The following is a 19,785-nucleotide window of genomic DNA, read 5'->3' on the forward strand; positions in this document are numbered from 1 at the left end:
TCTCCTTGCCGGATGCGGGCCCCGAAGCGAGATGGGCCGCCCACGGCGTTCGTGTGAGTGTGATCGAGGGTCCCCGGACGGGACCACCGGGGGCGTATAGACCCGGCCCGCCCCGCGATCAAGGGCGAGTTCGCCGTGCCGCGGGGCCGATCAGGGCCGGGATCGCTCAGACCGCCACGGGCGCGCGGATCGCCGGGTCGGGATCGTAGCCCTCGAACGCGAAATCGTCGTAGCGGAAATCGAAGATGTCGCGCACATCGCGCGTGAGACGAAGGGTTGGCAGCGGCTTGGGGGTCCGCGACAGCTGCAGCTTCACCTGCTCCATGTGGTTGTCGTAGATATGCGCGTCCCCCATCGTATGCACGAAATCGCCGGCCTCGTAGCCGGTGACATGCGCCAGCATCGACTGCAAAAGCGCATAGGACGCGATGTTGAACGGCACGCCGAGGAACATGTCCGCCGAGCGCTGGTAGAGCTGCAGATGAAGCCGACCGTTCAGCACGCGCACCTGCCACATCGTGTGGCACGGCGGCAGCGCCATGTCGGGCACGTCGGCCGGGTTCCAGGCGGACACGATAAGCCTGCGGCTGTCGGGCGTTTTGCGGATCGCCTCCACCAGCCCGGCGATCTGGTCGATGTGCCGCGCGAAGAAGAGCGGCCGCCCCCCCTCCGTCCGCCCCGAGGGTTCGAGCGCGGGGAACGCCCGCCACTGGCGCCCGTAGACCGGGCCGAGATCGCCGTGCTCGTCGGCCCATTCGTCCCAGATTCTGACGCCGTTGTCCTTGAGATAGCGGATGTTGGTGTCACCCGACAGGAACCACAGCAGCTCGTGCACGATGGAGCGCAGGTGCAGCTTCTTGGTCGTCACCAGCGGGAAGCCGTCGGCAAGCCGGTAGCGCGATTGCAGGCCGAACGCGGACAAGGTGCCGGTGCCGGTGCGGTCGGTGGACGGCTCGCCCGTCTCGAGGATCGTCCGCAAAGCGTCGTGATATTGCTGCATGTCCCTGCCCTGTCGTTCCCGGTCGCACGCGCCCGCCGCGGCGGGCCTGCGACGCCCTGTCCACCAGATGAGTCGACCCCCACCATATCTTGACCAAGCCCGGAGCGAAAACCGCTATATGGAGTGTAGGCAAATCCGCCGCACCTTCCGGGTTTTTCCGGCACCGTCCCCGGCGCGTAGATTGACTTGTGCCCGTATGTCGCGACAATCGCCGAAAAAATACAGATACGGGCACAATCGAGGCAGTGACACCATGACGCGCATCGTGGCGATGATTTTTGCGCTGGCGCTTCTGAGCGCGTGCGGCGCCGAAGGCAATGACGGCGACAACCCGCTGGACCCGGAGCCCGGGGAATCGGACGGCGAGGGTGACGGTGGCGGCGGTGACGACGGCGAGGACGGCGGCGACGACGAGACCCCGATCGAGAGCGACCGCGAGCTGCCCCCCGGCACCGCGCAGCCGACGCCCGAAACCTCGATCGTGCGCTACGAGCCGCAGAACGGCGAAGGCGGCGGCTATGCCCGCAACATCCGCTACAACAGGGCCGACGACACGTTCGAGGTCGACAACCTCGCCTTCGACGGGGACAACGTCTACCAGCGCGGCGGGCAGCCCTCCTCGCAGAACTCGGTCGGCCAGCTCGGCCCGTTCGCGGTCTACGAATCCGACGTGAACGCGGTCGACCCGGTGACCGGCAACGTGGTCGACAACCTCGCCTACCGGGCGATCTACGGGGTCTCGAACAGCGGTCAGACGGAATTCGCCATCGTCCGCTCGGGCGACTATGCCGATTACGGCTTCGGCGGCTTCGTGTACCAGCGCAATTCGCGCGACGCGAACGGCGACGCGACCTCCCTGATCCTGCCGACCGAAGGCGATGCCGCCTACGAGGGCGACTATGCCGGCACCCGCATCTTCCAAGGAGCGGGCGGGCTCGAATACGTCAGCGGCGACGCGGCGATGCAGATCGACTTCAAGGATTTCAACGACAACCGCGCCGGCGTGCAGCTGCGGATCACAAACCGGCGGCTCTTCGACATCGACGGCAACGACATCACCGACGAGTACATCGCCGCGTTGCAGGAGAGCAATCCGAACCTCAACGTGCCGCGCGATGCCGAGGGTAACGCCGTCCTGCCCGAGATCCTGCCGACGATCGCGCCCGACGTGGCCGACCGGAACGGCGAGATCGTGCAGGAGGTGTTCGCCAATCTCGAGATGAACGACGGCACCGTCGCGACCGCAGCAGAGGGCCAGTATTACGCGATCATGTCCGGCGAGAATGCCGAGGAGATCGTCGGCGTGATGGTCGTCGACGGCACCGACCCGCGGCGCGATGTCTCGTTCCGCGAAACCGGCGGCTTCATCGTCTACCGGCAATGACCGAGGCCGGCGCGGCAGGTACGCGCCCCCGCCGATGGCGCCGGGCGCTGGTGGCGACGCTGACCCTTTTGGCCGGCGCGGCGGCGGCGCAGGACTCGCTCTCGCCCGACCAGATGCGCGTCCTGGCCGGGCGTGCCGCGGCCGCGGGCGAGGCGCAGCTGGCGCGCGAGGCGGCGCAGGCGCTGCTCGCCCGCGATCCCGGCGACACGCAGGCGCTGCTGGCGCTGTCGCGGGCCGAGCGGGACATGCAGGATTTCGACGCAGCGCGGGATGCGGCGCGCGCCGCCTGGCGCGAGGCTGGCACCGAGGACGAACGCTATGCCGCGGCGCTGGCGATGGCGCAGGCGCACTCCTCGGCCGGGGCGCGGACACGCTCCCAGCTCTGGCTGCGCCGCGCGATGCAGGTCGCCCCGGGCGAGGCGCAACGCGCCCAGGCGGAGCGCGATTTCCGCTACGTGCGGATGCGCAACCCCTGGTCGACGCGGCTGACCTTCGCGCTGACGCCGTCGTCGAACGTCAACGGCGGCACCACCTCGGACCGCTTCGATCTCTTCATCGATCAGGGGTCGAACTTCTACTACTATTTCCCCGACTCGGTCCCCCGGAACGCCACCCGCGCCCTGTCGGGGCTCGAGATCCTCACCGGTGTGTCGACCTCACTGCGGCTCGGCCAGAGCGAGACGACACGCAGCTTCCTCGATTTCGGACTGACGCATCGGACCTACGCTCTGTCGCCGGATGCCAGGGACATCGCGCCAGACGTCGAGGGCAGCGATTTCGCCCGCACCACCCTGTCGGCCGGGCTGCGCCACGACATGACGACGGCGTCGAAGCGGCTCGGCCTCAGCTTCGGCGCCAACGTGCAGCACGACTGGTATGCCGGCGAGGATCTGTCACGCACCTGGACCCTGTCGACGTCGGCCCGCTACGCGCTGACGCCGAAGCTGATGGCGCAGGTGGGGCTATCGGGCGACCACGAGGAAGGCTTCGACGCGCGCTCGGACGTGAACGGCTGGCGGGCCTCTCTCGGCGCGGTGCGGGTGCTGGAGGGCGGCCACCGGCTCAGCCTCGCCGTCGCGCACCGCGAGACCGACAGCGATGCCGGCACGCTCGACTACACCGAGCGTGAGGCGAAGGTGGCGCTGAATTTCGGCCGCCCGGTCTTCGGCACGGACCTGTCCTTGGGCCTGAGCGCGGCCGAGCGCGAGCACGACGAACACCTCTATTCCCTCGACGGGCGCCGGGACCACCGCTTCGGCGCCTGGGCGACGGTGACGTTCGACCGGTTCGACTATTACGGCTTCGTGCCCGACGTGACGTTCAAGACGAACCGGACGGAGTCCGATCTCGGACTCTACGACAGCGAGGAATTCGGCGTCTCGGTGGGGATCCGGTCGAAGTTCTGAGCTCGCCTCTCGGGCCGACCGGCGCCGGGACCGGGGCGCCTTGTCCGACCATACATGCGCTAGACAAGCGGGCGCGCACACCTACCCTACGGTCGCAATCCACCCCAACGATTGAGGGACCGCATGTCGATCGAATATCTCCACACCATGGTCCGCGTGAAGGATCTCGACAAGTCCATCGCCTTCTACGAGATGCTCGGCCTGAAGGAACGTCGCCGCATGGACAACGACAAGGGCCGCTTCACGCTGGTCTTCATGTGCCCGCCGGGCCAGGAGGACGGCCACAACGACGTGGAGCTGACCTACAACTGGGACGGCGACGACCAGCTGCCCGACGACAGCCGTCATTTCGGCCACCTCGCCTACCGCGTCGATGACCTTTACGGCCTGTGCCAGAAGCTGATGGACAACGGCGTGACCATCAACCGGCCGCCGCGCGACGGGCACATGGCCTTCGTCCGCTCGCCCGACAACGTGTCGGTTGAGCTTCTGCAGAAAGGCGACGCGCTGGAGCCGCGGGAACCCTGGGCCAGCATGGAAAACACCGGGCATTGGTAAGGCGGGGCGCCCTCGCCGCGCTCTGCGCCCTGGTCTGCGCCGTCCCGGCGGCGGCGCAGACGGAGAGCTGCCGGCTGGCGCTCCTGCTCGCGCTCGACGTGTCCTCGTCCGTGGACGACGCCGAATACGTGCTCCAGCGCGACGGGCTCGCCGCGGCGCTGGACGATCCCGACATTCGGGCGGCCCTGCTGCTCGGCCCCGGCACGGTGGCGCTGTCGGCCTATGAATGGAGCGGGCGGCGCCAGTCGGCGCTGGTGGTGGACTGGACCACGATAGGCCGCGAGGCCGACATCGACGCGGTGGTCGCGCGCCTGCGCGGCACGCCGCGCAGCCAGACCCGGTTTCCGACCGCGATGGGCTTCGCTCTCGGCTACGGGGCGACGCATCTGGCGCGGGGGCCCGACTGCACCCGCCGGGTGATCGACGTGTCGGGTGACGGCGTGACCAATGACGGCTTCGGTCCTGGCCTGGCCTACCAGCACTTCCCGTTTCAGGGCGTGACGGTCAACGGCCTCGCCGTGCTCGGCGCGGACCCGGAGGTCGATGCCTATTACCACGAGGTCGTGCGTCATGGCCCCGGCGCCTTCGTGGAATATGCCGACGGCTACGAAGGCTTCCGGCGGGCGATGACCCGCAAGCTCTTGCGCGAGATCGGGGGCTTCGTGGTCGGTGCGCGGGCGCGCCCGCATCCCGAAGCTGGCTGAGCGCGGCTCAGCGCAGGCGCGGCGGCCGGTCGGGATCGCTGCCCGGCGCACCGGGTGCGCTCGCCGGCGCGGTCTCGGGCTCAGGCAGGTCGAAGCGCAGGGCCACGCGCGCCAGGCGCGCTGCAAGCGGGTCGAACGTGTCGAGAAACGCGACATCGAGCGCGCCGGCCTCGAGCCCCGAGAACACCAGCGCCTCGTTCACCGCGCGGGCCAGCGTGGGCTGCGCCGCCGCCGCCGCGCCGGTGATGGCCAGAAGATGCCCGCGCGAGCCGTCCTCGTAGCCGACCGCGGCGAGGTAGGCATGCCGGGCGAGCCCCGCGGCGCGCGCGAGCTTGGCGTCGAGCGCCGAGAGCAGGGCCTCGGGCAGTCCATTCGGCGCCTCGACGCTCTCGGGTCGCGCCAGCGCCTCGTCCGGGGCGTGCGACAGGATCCCGTCCAACCAGCCGATCGCCTCCGGCGAGACCAGCGCGGAATGGTCCGGGTCGTCCAGATTGAGCGCGATGCCCACCCCCTGCCCGGCCAGCATCCCCGTCAGCGTCCGCCCCGGCAACGCAGCATAGGGGGCCGGCGCCCCTGCGAAAGCGGCCAACGACTCCTCGCGCTCGAAGCAGAGCACGAAGCGTCCGTCCTCGGTGTCGAAGACTTCGGGTGCGAGGCTGTCCCCCTCCGCCTCATCGCCGAGCATCAGACAAAGCTCCGTTTCGGCAAGGCGCGCGTAGAAGGCCATGCGCAGGGTGTCGTCCTCCGGCTCGGCCTCCATCGCCGCGCGGGCGGCGTCGAGCGGGGTCTGGTCGGACATCGCGCTTCCCTCCGGCTGTGGCACCGGGGAAGGCTCAACTTTCTTGCCACATTTTGCAAGGGGTTGCCGGAAAAGTACGCGCACACGAGGTATTTGTGCATGACGCAGGATATAGAGACGCTCAAGGATTCCATCCGGGGCTGCCGGATCTGCGCGGATCGATTTGCGGCCACGAAGACCGCGCACGCACCGCGCCCCTGCGTGTGGTTCGACGCAGGCGCGCGGGTCCTGGTCTGCGGGCAGGCGCCGGGCCTGCGGGTGCACGAGGCCGGCAAACCGTTCTTCGACCGCTCCGGCGACCGGCTGCGCGACTGGATGGGCGTGTCGGAGGAGGTGTTCTACGACACTTCGCGCGTCGCCGTCCTGCCGACCGCGTTTTGTTTTCCCGGCTACGACGCCAAGGGATCGGACCTGCCGCCCCCGCCAATCTGCTGGGAAACCTGGCACGCCCGCGCGCTGGAGGCGATCGGCCCGGTCCGGGTGCGCCTTCTGATCGGCGGCTATTCATTCCGCCGACACCTGAACGACAAGCGCCCCGTGCGCGAGGTGGTGATGGACTGGCGGCGCCAGGCGCCGGGCACCTTCGTTCTGCCGCACCCGTCCTGGCGCAACACCGCGTTCCTGCGCCGCAATCCGTGGTTCGAGGCCGAGGTCCTGCCGGAACTCAAGCTTGCCGTCGCCGCCGCGCTGTCGGAGTGACCCCGCCGAAATTCCCGCATTCTGTGAGAACACAAGGCGAACGGCGCTTTATCTCGCACCGCTTCGGCGCTATCTTCGCGCCATGAGCAGTTTCGACGACATGGACGCCTTCGAGGCCGCGTCGCTTTCGGCGCGGGCAATGCAGGCGCGACCCGCCCCGTATCTCGACGGTCTCAACCCCGCCCAACGCGAGGCGGTGGAAACGCTCGACGGGCCGGTCCTGATGCTCGCCGGCGCCGGCACCGGCAAGACCAAGGCTCTGACCGCGCGGATCGTGCACCTTCTGAACCAGGGCAAGGCGCGGCCGAACGAGATCCTTGCCGTGACCTTCACCAACAAGGCCGCGCGCGAGATGAAGAACCGCGTGGGCCAGATGCTCGGCCAGACAATCGAGGGGATGCCGTGGCTCGGCACCTTCCACGCGATCTGCGTGAAGCTTCTGCGCCGGCACGCCGAGCTTGTGGGCCTCAAGTCGAACTTCACCATACTCGACACCGACGACCAGCTTCGGCTTCTGAAACAGCTCGTCCAGGCGTCGAACATCGACGACAAGCGCTGGCCGCCGCGGCAGCTGGCCAACATCATCGACGGCTGGAAGAACCGCGCGATCACGCCCGCGAAGGTGCCCGCCGCCGAGGCCGGCGCCTACAACCACGAAGGCCCGCGCCTCTACGCCGAATACCAGGCGCGCCTGAAGGAGCTGAACGCCGTCGATTTCGGCGACCTGCTTCTGCACGTCGTGACGATCTTCCAGACCCACGAGGACGTGCTGGCGCAGTACCAGCGCTGGTTCCGCTACATCCTCGTGGACGAGTATCAGGACACCAACGTCGCGCAGTACATGTGGCTGCGCCTGCTGGCCGGCGGGCACAGGAACATCTGCTGCGTCGGCGACGACGACCAGTCGATCTACGGCTGGCGCGGCGCCGAGGTCGGCAACATCCTGCGGTTCGAGAAGGACTTTCCCGGCGCCCACGTGGTGCGGCTGGAACAGAACTACCGCTCGACGCCGCATATCCTCGCCGCCGCGTCCTCGGTCATCGCGGGAAACGCGGGCCGGCTGGGCAAGACCCTCTGGACCGAGGCCGAGGCCGGCGAGAAGGTCCGCCTGATCGGCCACTGGGACGGCGACGAGGAAGCCCGCTGGGTCGGCGAGGAACTGGAGGCGATGCAGCAGGGCACGCGCGGGATGCGGCCCTTCAGCCTCGACGATTGCGCGATACTCGTGCGCGCCTCGCATCAGATGCGCGCCTTCGAGGACCGGTTCCTGACCATCGGCCTGCCCTACCGCGTGATCGGCGGCCCCCGCTTCTACGAGCGGATGGAGATCCGCGACGCGATGGCCTATTTCCGGCTGGTCGTGTCGGCCGAGGACGATCTGGCGTTCGAGCGTATCGTGAACACGCCCAAGCGGGGCCTCGGCGACAAGGCGCAGCAGACGATCCAGCGCACCGCGCGCGACCGGGGCGTGTCGCTGGTGGAAGGTGCGCGCATCGCCGTGGCCGAAGAGGCGATCCGCGGCAAGGGCGGCGCGGCGCTGCGGGTGCTGGTGGACGATCTCGACCGCTGGGGGCGGCTTGTCGGCAATGCCGAGCTCACGCATATGGAGCTGGCCGAGCAGATCCTCGACGAATCCGGCTACACGGCGATGTGGCAGAACGACAAGACGCCCGAGGCGCCGGGCCGGCTGGAGAACCTCAAGGAACTGGTCAAGGCGCTGGAAGGGTTCGAGAACCTGCAGGGCTTTCTCGAGCATGTCAGCCTCGTGATGGACAACGAAAGCGACGACGGCGGCGCCAAGGTGTCGATCATGACGCTGCACGCCGCCAAGGGGCTGGAGTTTCCGGCGGTGTTCCTGCCGGGCTGGGAGGACGGGCTCTTCCCCTCGCAGCGCTCCATGGACGAATCCGGCGTGAAGGGCCTCGAGGAGGAACGCCGGCTCGCCTATGTGGGCATCACGCGGGCCGAGGAAGTGTGCACCATCTCCTTTGCGGGCAACCGCCGGGTCTTCGGGCAATGGCAGAGCCAGATGCCCTCGCGCTTCATCGACGAGCTGGCCGAGGCGCATGTGGAGGTGCTGACGCCGCCGGGCCTTTATGGCGGCGGCTACGGCGCGGCCGGTATGGCGGCGAGCGCCTCGCCCGACATCATGGCGCGGCAGCAATCGAACATCGACGACCGGGCGCAAAGGGCCGACGTCTACAATTCGCCGGGCTGGAAGCGATTGCAGTCGCGGTCGGGCGAACGGCCGATGAGCCAGCCGCGCGAGACGCGCAACCAGGTGATCGACATGACCGCCGTCGCCGCCTACGAGATCGGCGAGCGGGTCTTCCACCAGAAATTCGGCTACGGCGCGGTCACCGGCATAGAGGGCGACAAGGTCGAGGTCGCCTTCGAGAAGGCGGGCACCAAGAAGGTGGTGTCGCGCTTCATCTGCGCCGCCGACGACGTACCGTTCTGACGCGGCGATGGGCAGATTGCCCGCCCTGCCGGCGCCCCGCCCCGCTCAGTCGTCGAGGCTGCCGTGAATGGCGATCTGCGACAGGTCCGCCTCGGCCGCGTCGATGGCGCGGAACGCTTCGCGGACCCCGCCCTCCGTCAGTTCCCGCGACACGGTCAGCAGCGTGTTCGGCGCGAAATCCTCGCAGAGTTCCGCCATGTCGTCGATCTCGCCCGCCGCCACGTCGCGGGCGGCCTCGCGGCTCGGCGCGCCGTAGATGTCGACGAAGTGCTGCGCCAACTGCTCCACCAGGCGCTCGCGCTCCGCCGGCTCGCAGACCGTGACGGCGACGAAGGTGACGCGACCGAAGGTCTCGGCCCCGAGCCAACCGTTGGCGAAGGCCTGTCGCGCCTTGCCGGCAAGATCGCCCTCGGTCCAGTTGGAGAACTCGAATCCGCCCGCGATACACCATTCGCCGGTCCGCGCCGGCTTGGCGAAGACCCGCGTGTCGCTTTCGTCGAAATGGATCGCCCGGGCGAGCTTCATCGCACCTCCAGCAGTTCGGTAAGCGGCAGCGCCTCGGTGGCGCCCGCCTCGGTCTTCAGCAGGAGCCCGAGCCGTTCGTCCAGGCCCAGGAATGTGCCCGTGCGGCCGGCCACCTCGATCGGCTCGCCCATGCCGCGGGCGAGGCCCGACCATTCGCGGTGGAGCGGCGCGACGCCGTCCTCCTCCCAGCCGTGTATCCAGAGAAGTGCGTGACGCGCCCAGGACTCGGTGAGGTCCATCGGCGTGAGATCGCCGCAACCTTCGGCATGGAGCGCGGTCTCCTCGGGGGCCTCGCCGCCGTCGCCCACCGGCCGGAAGCGCAGCTCCGCCCCGAGGACGAGCCAGTCGGGTGCCGCGCCGGGCGACGTTTCCGGCACCGCCGCGCGCACGCGGCCGCAGCGCCCGCCATTGACGTAGACGGTGCCGTCCCAGCCCAGATGCACCGGCAGCTCCGCAGGGCCGAGCGCGCCCAGCGCGTTCTGCAGCGCCACACCGGCGAGCGGCAGCATCACCGCGCTGTCCTCGATCGGCACCTCGGGCACCAGCACCAGCGAGACGGCGAGGTCCGCCGCCGACGGATCGTACAGGACGAGCCCCGCCTCCGCGCCGGTGGCGGCGGCGCGGATCGCGGCATCGAAGGGCGGCTCGGGCACCGCCCTGCCATCGAGCATCGGGGGGAAGCTTGGCTCGAAACTCATGCCTGCCCCGCTTCGACCAGCCGCCGGGCGATGTCGCGGAAGGCCGTCGCCTGCGGGCTGTCGGGTTTCGACACAACGATCGGCGCGCCGCCGTCCGAGCTCGTGCGGATGTCGAGGTGCAGCGGGATTTCGGCAAGAAGCGGCACGCCCATCGACTCCGCCTCCGCCGCGACGCCGCCATGACCGAAGATGTGCTCCTCGTGACCGCAATTGGAGCAGATATGCGTCGACATGTTCTCGATCAGCCCGTAGATCGGCGTGCCGAGTTTCTCGAACATGTTCATGCCCTTGCGCGCATCGAGCAGCGCCACGTCCTGCGGCGTTGAGACCACGAGCGCGCCGTCCAGCGCGTATTTCTGCGCCAGCGTCATCGCCACGTCGCCGGTGCCCGGCGGCAGGTCGACGATCAGCACGTCGAGCGCCCCCCACTGGACCTGGCCCATCATCTGCTGCAGCGCACCCATCAGCATCGGCCCGCGCCAGACGACCGCCTCGCGTTCGTTGGTCATCAGGCCGATCGACATCATGGTGACGCCGTGGTTGCGCAGCGGCAGGATGGTCTTGCCGTCCGGGCTGGCCGGCCGGCCCGACACGCCCAGCATCCGCGGCTGCGAGGGGCCGTAGACGTCCGCATCGAGAAGCCCGACGCGCCGGCCTTCGGCCGCGAGGGCGCAGGCCAGGTTGACCGAGACGGTGGACTTGCCGACGCCGCCCTTGCCCGAGGCGACGGCGATGATCCGGTCGATGCCGGCCACCTTCTGCGGCCCTTGCGGCTGCTGCGCGGCCTTCTGCGCCTTCAGGTCCGGCGGCGGCTTCGGCGCGGAATGCGCGGTCAGCACCGCCGACACCGTCTCCACCCCATCCAGCGCCTTGACCGCCGCCTCGCAGGCGTCGCGCACGGGGTTGTAGGTTTCGGCCTTGGCCGGGTCGATCTCGAGCACGAAACGCACGGTTCCGCCCTCGACGTTGAGCGCACGGATGATCCCGGCGGCGACCACGTCGCTCCCCGAGACCGGGTCCGAGATATCCTTGAGCGCGGTCAGTACCGCATCGCGAGTCAGAGCCACACTCACCCCTTGATCGTGCCGGTGACAACGTGCTCGACGTCGAGCCCCTCGACCGTCACGACGGCCTTGGCGTTGTAGACCTTGCCCTCGGGACCGCCTGCCTCGCGCACCGCTTCCTCGATCGCCTGCTGGGAGGTGACCCCAAGCTGCTTGAGGAACTTGCGCATGGACATATTGAAGTCGTCGCTCATCTCGGCCCTCCTTCGGGTGCCAGTCTGTGAAGCATTGACGGGTGTAGGACACCCCCCATAGGCTTGCAAGTCACGACCGGGGAGGAGAGTTCCGATGCGCCGGGCGATGATCCTCGCGGCCGCGCTCTCTTGCGGGTCGGCCGGGGCACAGGAAGACAGCGACAGGCGCTTCCGGCTCGCGGTGCCCGAGGCCCTGGTCGACAGCGGACTGATCGACTACCTCGCGCCGCGATTTTCGCTAAAGACGGCAACGCAGGTGGTGCGCGTGGCGCCGGGCGCGGCGGCCGACGCGCGCTTCGGCGCCGAGGGCGCGGTGGTGTTCGAGGGGCCCGAGCGGGCCTGGCATCTCGACACCGGCGACGATCCCGACGCGGCCGCCTTCGCGGACTGGCTGCGCTCGGACATCGGGCGGCGCACGGTAGAGAGCTACGAGGTCGCCGGCCGCACCCCGTTCTCGGCCGAGACGCGACCCGCGAAGGCCGAGACCGGCCCGGTGCCCGATGGGGATGCGTCCGAAGGTGCTACGCTCGCAAAGCTGCATTGCGGGCGCTGCCACGTGGTCGACGACGCGGACCGGATGGGCGCCATCGGCTCCACCCCGTCCTTCTCGGTCCTGCGGACCTTCCCGGACTGGGCGGAGCGGTTTGCCGCGTTCTACGCGCTCAACCCGCATCCCGCCTTTACGCAGATCGACGAGGTCACCGCACCCTTCGCCGCGCACCAGCCCTCCCCCATCGTGCCGCTGGAGATGACCCTGGACGAGCTCGACGACATCGTCGCCTATGTGGGCGCGATCCCGCCCGCCGACCTCGGAGCGCCGATCGAGGCGCGCTGAGGCGCCGCGCCTCAGTGGTCGCGACGCTTCGACGGGCCGGTGTCGAGGTAATCCTGCGTGGTGCGCGGGCGCGGCCGCTCGCCTGCGGCGAAGGGGTTGTTGCTGGCGTGGTACTGCGCCCGCACGCGGCAATCGTCGCACATGCGGATCATCCGGGCGGCGCCCTCGCTGGCGAACATCTCATGCTTGCCGGCAAGCTGCGCCACGATCCTGTCGATGGTCGACTGCACCCCGAAGAGCGCGCCGCATTCGATGCAGGCCGCCGGCTCCTCCTCGTGCAGGACCTGCTGCGACAGCGCCTCGGGCGCGAGATTCATGCGCGGCTCCAGCGTGATCGCGTTCTCCGGGCAGGCCGAGGCGCAAATGCCGCATTGCAGGCAGGCATCCTCCTGGAACAGCAGCTGCGGCCGGTCCGGGTTGTCGCCAAGCGCCCCCGACGGGCAGAGCGACACGCAGGCCAGGCACAGCGTGCAGGCATCCGTGTCGCACAGCACCGCGCCGTAGGGCGCGCCCTCGGGCAGGTTCACCACGCCGCCACCCGGTTGGAGCGTCTGCGCCGCGAGCCGCGCCACCTGCCGGCGGGTGCCGAGCGACAGCGACGGCTCCGCCACCGCCTCTGCCTTGTCGGCCTCGTAGAGCGCCTCTTCCAGCGCGTCGGGATCTGCAGAGTCGAGAAGGCGCACCTTCTCGGCCCCCGCCAGCGCGTTGGCGAGCGCCGCCTCGCCCTCGGGTGTCGGCCGTTCAGTCCGGGGCGAGAGCAGGATGTCGACGCCCGCGAAGCCGGCCGAGAGCGCGGCCAGCGCCTCTGCATGGCCAAAGGCGGCGATGGCATCCTCTTCGAACGGGATCACGTCCGCGGGCAGGCCGCGGCCGAACCGCGCCGAGAGGCGGATCATCTCGCCGCCATGCGCGGCGTCGTGCACCAGCAGGCGCGGCGCCGACCCGCCCGCCTTGCGGAAGGTGCGCGCCAGCGTCTCGAGCCGCCGGAACACCGCCGAGGGCGGCGGCATGTCGTAGGTGATCGCGCCCGAGGGGCAGAGCGAAGCGCAGGCGCCGCAGCCGGCGCAGATCATCGGATCCACGCGGACGTGGTCGCCGTCCGGCGCGATCGCCCCCGTGGGGCAGATGTCGAGGCACTTGGTACAGCCGGTCTGCCGCGCCCGCGAATGGGCGCAGAGCGCCGGTTCGGTGCGCAGGTAGAGCGGTTTCTCGAACGTGCCGATCATCTCGCGCGCGGCGGCGCAGGTCTCGGCCAGCGCGCCGGGGCGGCGCGGATCGGCGCGCAGGTAGCCCTCGCGCTTCTCGGGGGCCGGAAAGAGCGCCGTGCCGCCCGTGACGTCAACGATCACGTCGCACTGGGAGCGCGCGCCGTCCTGTGCCTGCGAGAACCCGAAGGCGCCGCGCCCGCCCGGCACGAGTTCCTGGAAGGCGTCGATGCGCAGTTCGAACCCGCCGAGCGCGCCGGCGGCGCGGGCCAGCCGTCCGCGCACGATGTCGAAACGGCGGTCGGCCGGCGGATCCTCCGCGTCAGTCTGCAGCACCGTGACGGCGAGCGCATCGCAAAGCCGCGCGGCGGCCTCGAACGCCGCCTCGCCCGGCCCGACCACGAGGCAGGTGCCCTCCGACACGACGTCGAGCGTGCGCGGCGCCTGCTGCGCCACCAGCGCCTCTGCCGCAAGCGCGGCCTGTTTCGCGCCGGCGCCCGCGCCGTCCGCCGTCCAGCCCGCGCGGTCGCGCAGGTCGACGCGCGGCGGGGCGTCGATGCCGAGTTCCTCGGCCAGCATGTCGAAGAAGGCGCCCTCCTGCCCGCAGGCGACCAGCGCCTCGCCGTCGCCGATCTCGCGCGCGGCGGCCGCGGCCTCGGCCATGCACAGGGCGGTGTGCACTCGGGTGGCCTCCAGCCCCGTCGCCGCGGCGATCGCGGCAGGGTCGAGCGACTGGCTGCCGAGGCAGTCGCACAGAAGGATGCGTTTGGGCATGTGGAGCCTCCCCCGGGGATGCGTCGCAGAGCCCGGCCGGGCGGCCGGCACGTCGCGAAGACCCGGTTCACGATATACGGAATTGCTCGCAGATTCGTAGCGGCTGCGCTTGCCTGCCGCAAGGTGCGCTCGCTAAGGTGATCAAATATCAGGAACCGGCTTGCGGAGGACACCTTGCCCGACACAGTTCGCGCCGCGGACACCCGCCGCAGCACCTCCATGCCGGTCGGCGTTGTGGTCCGACGCCAGCCCGGCGTGACCCGGTGGGCGGCGTGGTCCTGGCGGCCGGTCGCGATCCTTCCGGGCGCGGAGGCGGCCGACTGGCAGATCCTGCGCGAGGACGGCGAAGCGACGGAGTATCACGCCGCGACCGTTCCCCTGACGCTCTACCGCGGAGAGACGGAGGCCTATCGCGTCGCGCTCTCGGATACCAAGCCGTGCGTCTACGTCATCCTGCGCGCGGCGGCGCGGGGCGCCACGATGCCGTGGTCGGTGCATCTCGTCACCGCCTCCCCGCACGAGGCCGCGCTGTTCGAGACGAGCGGCGAGGAAATCGTCGAGAAGGTGCCGATGCCGCAGGGTGTCGCCGCCTGGGTCGGCACCTGGGTCGCCTCCCACCACGTCGAGGAGCCGTTCGTGAAGCGCCAGCGCACCGGTTGGACGGAGCGCCGGCAAGACGGCATCGGCGATCCGCGCATCGCGCAGGCCAGCGACGTCTACCGCGCGCCGACCGGGCCGCGCGGAGAGGGGGGCACATGAAGGGCAATTTCTGGTCCCGCCGCCGCGCCGCCGTCGCCGCCGAAGAGGCCGCCGAGGCCCGCGCCGAGGAGGATCGCGCCACCGAGGCGCGCGCCGAGGCGGTCGCCGAGAAGACCGACGAGGAGATCCTGGCCGAGTTCGGCCTGCCGGACCCGGACGACCTGCGCCCCGGGGACCGCGTCGTCGGCTTCATGCGCCGCGAGATCCCCGAACGGCTGCGCCGCCGGGCGCTGCGCAAGCTCTGGGGTTCGAACCCGGTGCTGGCCTGCGTCGACGGGCTGAACGACTACGACGACGACTACACCAACGCCGTCACCGACGCCCCGGGGGTGAAGACCGCCTACCAGGTCGGGCGCGGCCTGCGCGCCCATGTGGAGGCGCTCGCGAAGGACGCCGGGCCCGCCGATCCGCAGCCGGGTCAGAGTGTCGCGGAGGGCGACGATTTACCGGAAGAAATACCGGACACGGAAGAACTCGCAGAGGAATGCAGCGATACACAAGAGGCCAGCCATGCCGCGCCTGCATCTACGACCAAAGTGGCAGTAGGTTCGGAAGGCTCTGAGGGGACACAACAATATGACGAGGCGCGGCCCCTGCCCCCAAGGCGCATGCGGTTCCGCTTCGATCAGGGGATGGAATGACACACGCCGCCACACACCACGAGGTGAGCGCCGAGGACAGGCTTCGCGCCGACCTCTACAATTACCTGGGCCTGATGCTCGCGCGTCCGCCCGAGGCATCGCTTCTGGACCAGACCGCCACGCTCGAGGGGGACGACGACACCGATCTCGGCCGCGCCATCGCGGCACTTGCGGCGCGGGCGGCCGAGACTGACGAGATATCGGCGCGGCGCGAGTTCAACGCGCTCTTCATCGGCCTCGGCCGGGGGGAGCTTCTGCCCTACGCGAGCTATTACCTCACCGGGTTTCTGAACGAGAAGCCGCTGGCGACGCTGCGCCGCGACATGCGCGCCCGCGCCATCGCCCGCGCGCCCAACGTGTTCGAACCCGAGGACAACATCGCCACGCTGCTGGAGGTGATGGGCGGGTTGATCGTCGGCCGCTTCGGCGTGCCGGCCTCGCTCGACGATCAGCGCACCTTCTTCAACCGGCACGTGGCCCCCTGGGCGGGCCACTTCTTCGCCGATCTCGAAAAGGCCAAGGGCGCCGACCTCTACGCACCGCTCGGCACCGCCGGCCGCGCCTTTGTCGAGATCGAGCGCGAGGCATTCCGACTGACGCCCGGCTAAGCCCGGCACGTGCGGGCCGGTCGGCCCGCGAAGACGACCTGCGGCAGGGCCGCCGCGGGACACGCAGCCACCCCGGAGACCGCGCCAGAGGCGCCCCGGGCAAGCGACGAAAGGGAGGATGACCCATGTCCGACACCGACAAGGCCGATACCGGCCGCCGCAGCTTCCTCAAACTTGCCGGCACCGCCGCGCCTGCGGCGCTCGCCGCCGCCGCCGTGTCGGGCACCGAGACCGAGGCCGCCGAAGCAGCCGGGCCGCACAAGGGCCTCGCCGATACCGCGCATACCCGCGCCTATTACGACACCGCCCGCTTCTGAGCGGCGGCGCCGCACCCCGATAAGGGCCAGGGGCGCGCGCCGCCCCGGCAGCCAAGCCCCCGCCGCCACCGGCGTCCGCAGGGGTCAGCCATGGAGGGAACCATGCTTCGCAAGAAATCCAACGGTGTCGCCCGTCGCACCCGGCCCGCGGGCCTTCTGTCCGAGGTGGCCGGCAGCGCCGTCGACCGCCGCGCCTTCCTGCGCGGCTCCGGCCTTGCCGTCGGCGGGCTTGCCGCCATCGCCGCCACGGGCGGATCGGTGACGAAGGCCACCGCCCAGACCGCCGCGCAGGGCGCGGTCGAGACGGTCAAATCGGTCTGCACCCACTGCTCCGTCGGCTGCACGGTCATCGCAGAGGTGCAGGACGGCGTGTGGACCGGCCAGGAGCCCGGCTGGGACAGCCCGTTCAACCTCGGTGCCCATTGCGCCAAGGGCGCGTCGGTGCGCGAGCACACGCACGGGGAGCGGCGCCTCAAGTACCCGATGAAGAAGGAAGGCGGCGAGTGGGTCCGCATCTCCTGGGAGCAGGCGATCGACGAGATCGGCGACCGGATGATGTCGATCCGCGAGGAAAGCGGCCCGGATTCGGTCTACTGGCTCGGCTCCGCGAAGCACAACAACGAACAGGCGTATCTCTTCCGCAAGTTCGCCGCCTACTGGGGCACCAACAACGTCGACCACCAGGCGCGGATCTGCCATTCGACCACTGTTGCGGGCGTTGCGAACACATGGGGCTACGGCGCCATGACGAACTCCTACAACGACATCCACAATTCCCGCGCGATCTTCGTGATCGGCGGCAACCCGGCCGAGGCGCACCCGGTGTCGCTGCTGCACCTTCTCAAGGCGAAGGAGCAGAACAACGCGCCGCTGATCGTGTGCGACCCGCGTTTCACGCGTACCGCCGCACATGCGGACGAATACGTGCGCTTCCGCCCGGGCACGGACGTGGCGCTCGTCTGGGGCATCCTGTGGCACATCTTCGAGAATGGCTGGGAGGACCAGGAGTTCATCCGCACCCGCGTCTGGGGCATGGACGAGATCCGCGAAGAGGTCGCCCGCTGGACCCCCGAAGAGGTCGAGCGCGTGACCGGCACGCCCGGATCGCAGCTTGAGCGGGTGGCGCGCACGCTGGCCAACAACCGCCCCGGCACGGTGATCTGGTGCATGGGCGGCACCCAGCACACCAACGGCAACAACAACACCCGCGCCTACTGCATCCTGCAGCTCGCGCTCGGCAACATGGGCGCCGCGGGCGGCGGCACCAACATCTTCCGCGGCCACGACAACGTGCAGGGCGCGACCGACCTTGGCGTTCTGGCCGACACGCTGCCGGGCTATTACGGTCTGTCGGAAGGCGCCTATTCGCACTGGGCGCGCGTCTGGGAAGAGGATCTCGACTGGCTCAAGGGCCGCTTCAGCCAGGAGACCGCCTCGGACGGCGGCAAAGACAACGTGCCGATGATGAACGTCACCGGCATCCCGGTGTCGCGCTGGATCGACGGCGTGCTGGAGGACGCGGAGAACATCGCGCAGCCCAACAAGACCCGCGCGATGGTGTTCTGGGGTCATGCGCCGAACTCGCAGACCCGCCTGCCCGAGATGAAGACGGCGATGGAGGCGCTCGACCTGCTGGTCGTGGTGGACCCCTACCCGACCGTGACGGCGGTGATGCAGGACCGCACCGACGGGCTCTACCTTCTGCCCGCCGCGACGCAGTTCGAGACCTACGGCTCCGTGACCGCGTCGAACCGGTCGCTGCAATGGCGCGAGAAGGTCGTCGACCCGATCTTCGAATCGAAGACCGACCACACGATCATGAAGCTCTTCGCCGACAAGTTCGGCTTCACCGACCGGCTCTTCCGGAACATCGAGGTGAACGGCGACGAGCCGCTGATCGAGGACATCACCCGCGAGTTCAACCGCGGCATGTGGACCATCGGCTATACCGGCCAGTCGCCGGAGCGGATGCGCACGCACATGCAGAACCAGCACACCTTCGACCGCACCACGCTCAAGGCCATGGGCGGTCCGGCGGACGGCGATTATTACGGCCTGCCGTGGCCGAGCTGGGGCACCCCCGAGATGAACCATCCCGGCTCTCCGAACCTTTACGACATCTCCAAGCCGGTGTCGGACGGCGGCATGGGCTTCCGCGCCCGCTTCGGCGTGGAGCGTGACGGCGACAACCTTCTGGCCGAAGGTGTCGCGCCGGTCGGCTCGGAGATCGAGGACGGCTATCCCGAGTTCACCATGCAGATGCTCGTCGATCTCGGATGGGACGGCGACCTCACCGACGAAGAGCGCGGCGTGATCGAGCGGATTGCCGGCTACGAGGGCGAACGCCCAGACGGATCGAGCCAGTCCGGTCAGCCGAACGACCAGCAGAACGCATCGAACAATTCGTCCAACAGCGACGACGTGGGCGAGCAGTCGCAATCCGGCCCGGTGCAGTCCGACTACAACAACGCCGTCGGCGGCGTGAACTGGAAGACCGACCTTTCGGGCGGCATCCAGCGGGTCGCCATCGCCCATGGCTGCGCGCCCTACGGCAACGCCAAGGCCCGCGCCGTGGTCTGGACCTTCCCCGACCCGGTGCCGATCCACCGCGAGCCGCTCTACACGCCGCGCTACGATCTCGTGGCCGACTACCCGACCTACGAGGACAAGAAGTTCTGGCGCCTGCCGACCATGTACCGCTCGATCCAGGAGACGGATTTCAGCGGCGACTACCCGATCACGCTGACCTCCGGCCGGCTGGTCGAGTACGAGGGCGGCGGCGACGAGACGCGGTCGAACCCGTGGCTCGCCGAGCTGCAGCAGGACATGTTCGTGGAGATCAACACCCGCGACGCCAACAACCTCGGCATCCGCGACGGGTCGATGGTCTGGGTCGAGGGCCCCGAGGGCGGGCGCGTGCGCGTCATGGCCATGGTCACCGAGCGCGTGGGCGAAGGCGTGGCCTTCATGCCCTTCCACTTCGGCGGCTTCTGGCAGGGCGAGGATCTGCGATCCAAGTACCCGGAAGGTGCCGATCCCTATGTCCTGGGCGAGAGCTGCAACACAGCGCAGACCTACGGTTACGACAGCGTCACCCAGATGCAGGAAACCAAGGCCACCCTCTGCAAGATCGTGGCAGCGTAAGGAGTTAGAT

Annotated in this window: 19 protein-coding genes; 12 read left to right on the top strand and 7 right to left on the bottom strand. The window is 69.5% G+C overall.

Translation table 11 applies throughout. From position 1 onward, the window contains the following. Window positions 1–166: 166 nt before the first annotated feature. Window positions 167–1,000, bottom strand: coding sequence for a thymidylate synthase (locus tag F3H57_RS01035; protein WP_149754015.1), 834 nt, complete (start codon window positions 998–1,000; stop codon window positions 167–169). A 253-nt stretch (window positions 1,001–1,253) separates the two neighbouring features. Between F3H57_RS01035 and F3H57_RS01040 the strand changes: the two genes are divergently transcribed. From F3H57_RS01040 to F3H57_RS01055, 4 genes are all read left to right on the top strand, one after another. Then, window positions 1,254–2,384 (top strand): hypothetical protein, encoded by a 1,131-nt coding sequence (locus F3H57_RS01040; protein ID WP_149754016.1) that lies wholly within the window; start codon window positions 1,254–1,256, stop codon window positions 2,382–2,384. Window positions 2,385–2,434: 50 nt separating this feature from the next. Next, a complete protein-coding gene (locus tag F3H57_RS01045; protein ID WP_149754017.1) occupies window positions 2,435–3,790 on the top strand; it encodes a surface lipoprotein assembly modifier in 1,356 nt (451 codons plus the stop codon). 123 nt (window positions 3,791–3,913) lie between these two features. Further along, window positions 3,914–4,348, top strand: coding sequence for a VOC family protein (locus F3H57_RS01050; protein ID WP_149754018.1), 435 nt, complete (start codon window positions 3,914–3,916; stop codon window positions 4,346–4,348). Beyond that, window positions 4,342–5,052, top strand: a complete 711-nt coding sequence (locus F3H57_RS01055) for a DUF1194 domain-containing protein (RefSeq protein ID WP_223162893.1) — start codon at window positions 4,342–4,344, stop codon at window positions 5,050–5,052. The genes F3H57_RS01050 and F3H57_RS01055 overlap by 7 nt, the downstream gene beginning before the upstream one ends. A gap of 7 nt (window positions 5,053–5,059) precedes the next feature. On the opposite strand, the gene F3H57_RS01060 is transcribed toward F3H57_RS01055, so the two are convergent. Continuing rightward, window positions 5,060–5,851: an SseB family protein gene (locus tag F3H57_RS01060; RefSeq protein ID WP_149754020.1), complete on the bottom strand. Its 792-nt coding sequence runs from the start codon at window positions 5,849–5,851 to the stop codon at window positions 5,060–5,062. Between the two features lie 99 nt (window positions 5,852–5,950). On the opposite strand from F3H57_RS01060, the gene F3H57_RS01065 reads away from it, so the two are divergent. Together F3H57_RS01065 and F3H57_RS01070 are read left to right on the top strand one after the other, a co-directional pair. Beyond that, on the top strand, window positions 5,951–6,550 hold the full coding sequence (locus F3H57_RS01065; protein ID WP_149754021.1) for a uracil-DNA glycosylase family protein: 600 nt from the start codon (window positions 5,951–5,953) through the stop codon (window positions 6,548–6,550). 82 nt (window positions 6,551–6,632) lie between these two features. Next, entirely contained in the window at window positions 6,633–9,011 is a 2,379-nt protein-coding gene (locus F3H57_RS01070) for an ATP-dependent helicase (RefSeq protein WP_149754022.1), read from the top strand. Window positions 9,012–9,056: 45 nt separating this feature from the next. Here the strand turns inward: F3H57_RS01070 and F3H57_RS01075 are convergent, their stop codons facing one another. The 4 genes from F3H57_RS01075 to F3H57_RS01090 are packed head-to-tail and all read right to left on the bottom strand — an operon-like array spanning window position 9,057 to window position 11,492. Further along, window positions 9,057–9,536, bottom strand: a complete 480-nt coding sequence (locus tag F3H57_RS01075; protein ID WP_149754023.1) for a DUF6505 family protein — start codon at window positions 9,534–9,536, stop codon at window positions 9,057–9,059. Next, window positions 9,533–10,234 (bottom strand): biotin/lipoate--protein ligase family protein, encoded by a 702-nt coding sequence (locus tag F3H57_RS01080; RefSeq protein WP_149754024.1) that lies wholly within the window; start codon window positions 10,232–10,234, stop codon window positions 9,533–9,535. Before F3H57_RS01080 ends, F3H57_RS01075 begins: the two co-directional genes overlap by 4 nt. Continuing rightward, a complete protein-coding gene (locus tag F3H57_RS01085) occupies window positions 10,231–11,301 on the bottom strand; it encodes an Mrp/NBP35 family ATP-binding protein (RefSeq protein WP_149754025.1) in 1,071 nt (356 codons plus the stop codon). The genes F3H57_RS01080 and F3H57_RS01085 overlap by 4 nt, the downstream gene beginning before the upstream one ends. A 2-nt stretch (window positions 11,302–11,303) precedes the next feature. Beyond that, a complete protein-coding gene (locus F3H57_RS01090; protein ID WP_149754026.1) occupies window positions 11,304–11,492 on the bottom strand; it encodes a DUF6494 family protein in 189 nt (62 codons plus the stop codon). Between the two features lie 94 nt (window positions 11,493–11,586). Between F3H57_RS01090 and F3H57_RS01095 the strand changes: the two genes are divergently transcribed. Further along, on the top strand, window positions 11,587–12,327 hold the full coding sequence (locus tag F3H57_RS01095; RefSeq protein WP_149754027.1) for a c-type cytochrome: 741 nt from the start codon (window positions 11,587–11,589) through the stop codon (window positions 12,325–12,327). Between the two features lie 11 nt (window positions 12,328–12,338). On the opposite strand, the gene F3H57_RS01100 is transcribed toward F3H57_RS01095, so the two are convergent. After that, window positions 12,339–14,306, bottom strand: a complete 1,968-nt coding sequence (locus F3H57_RS01100; protein ID WP_149754028.1) for a 4Fe-4S binding protein — start codon at window positions 14,304–14,306, stop codon at window positions 12,339–12,341. 174 nt (window positions 14,307–14,480) lie between these two features. On the opposite strand from F3H57_RS01100, the gene F3H57_RS01105 reads away from it, so the two are divergent. From F3H57_RS01105 to F3H57_RS01125, 5 genes are all read left to right on the top strand, one after another. Then, window positions 14,481–15,065 carry a DUF3305 domain-containing protein gene (locus F3H57_RS01105; RefSeq protein ID WP_316632241.1) on the top strand — a complete coding sequence of 195 codons (585 nt, stop codon included), beginning with the start codon at window positions 14,481–14,483 and terminating at the stop codon, window positions 15,063–15,065. Then, window positions 15,062–15,706: a DUF3306 domain-containing protein gene (locus F3H57_RS01110; protein ID WP_149754029.1), complete on the top strand. Its 645-nt coding sequence runs from the start codon at window positions 15,062–15,064 to the stop codon at window positions 15,704–15,706. The genes F3H57_RS01105 and F3H57_RS01110 overlap by 4 nt, the downstream gene beginning before the upstream one ends. Continuing rightward, complete coding sequence (locus F3H57_RS01115; protein WP_149754030.1) at window positions 15,703–16,314, top strand: TorD/DmsD family molecular chaperone; 612 nt, start codon at window positions 15,703–15,705, stop codon at window positions 16,312–16,314. Before F3H57_RS01110 ends, F3H57_RS01115 begins: the two co-directional genes overlap by 4 nt. A gap of 125 nt (window positions 16,315–16,439) precedes the next feature. Further along, window positions 16,440–16,631, top strand: a complete 192-nt coding sequence (locus F3H57_RS01120) for a twin-arginine translocation pathway signal protein (protein ID WP_149754031.1) — start codon at window positions 16,440–16,442, stop codon at window positions 16,629–16,631. Window positions 16,632–16,733: 102 nt separating this feature from the next. After that, a complete protein-coding gene (locus F3H57_RS01125; RefSeq protein WP_149754032.1) occupies window positions 16,734–19,775 on the top strand; it encodes a formate dehydrogenase subunit alpha in 3,042 nt (1,013 codons plus the stop codon). The last annotated feature ends 10 nt before the right edge of the window (window positions 19,776–19,785 follow it).

It is taken from the genome of Roseivivax sediminis, assembly GCF_900112685.1.
GTDB classification, from domain to species: Bacteria; Pseudomonadota; Alphaproteobacteria; order Rhodobacterales; family Rhodobacteraceae; genus Roseivivax; species Roseivivax sediminis.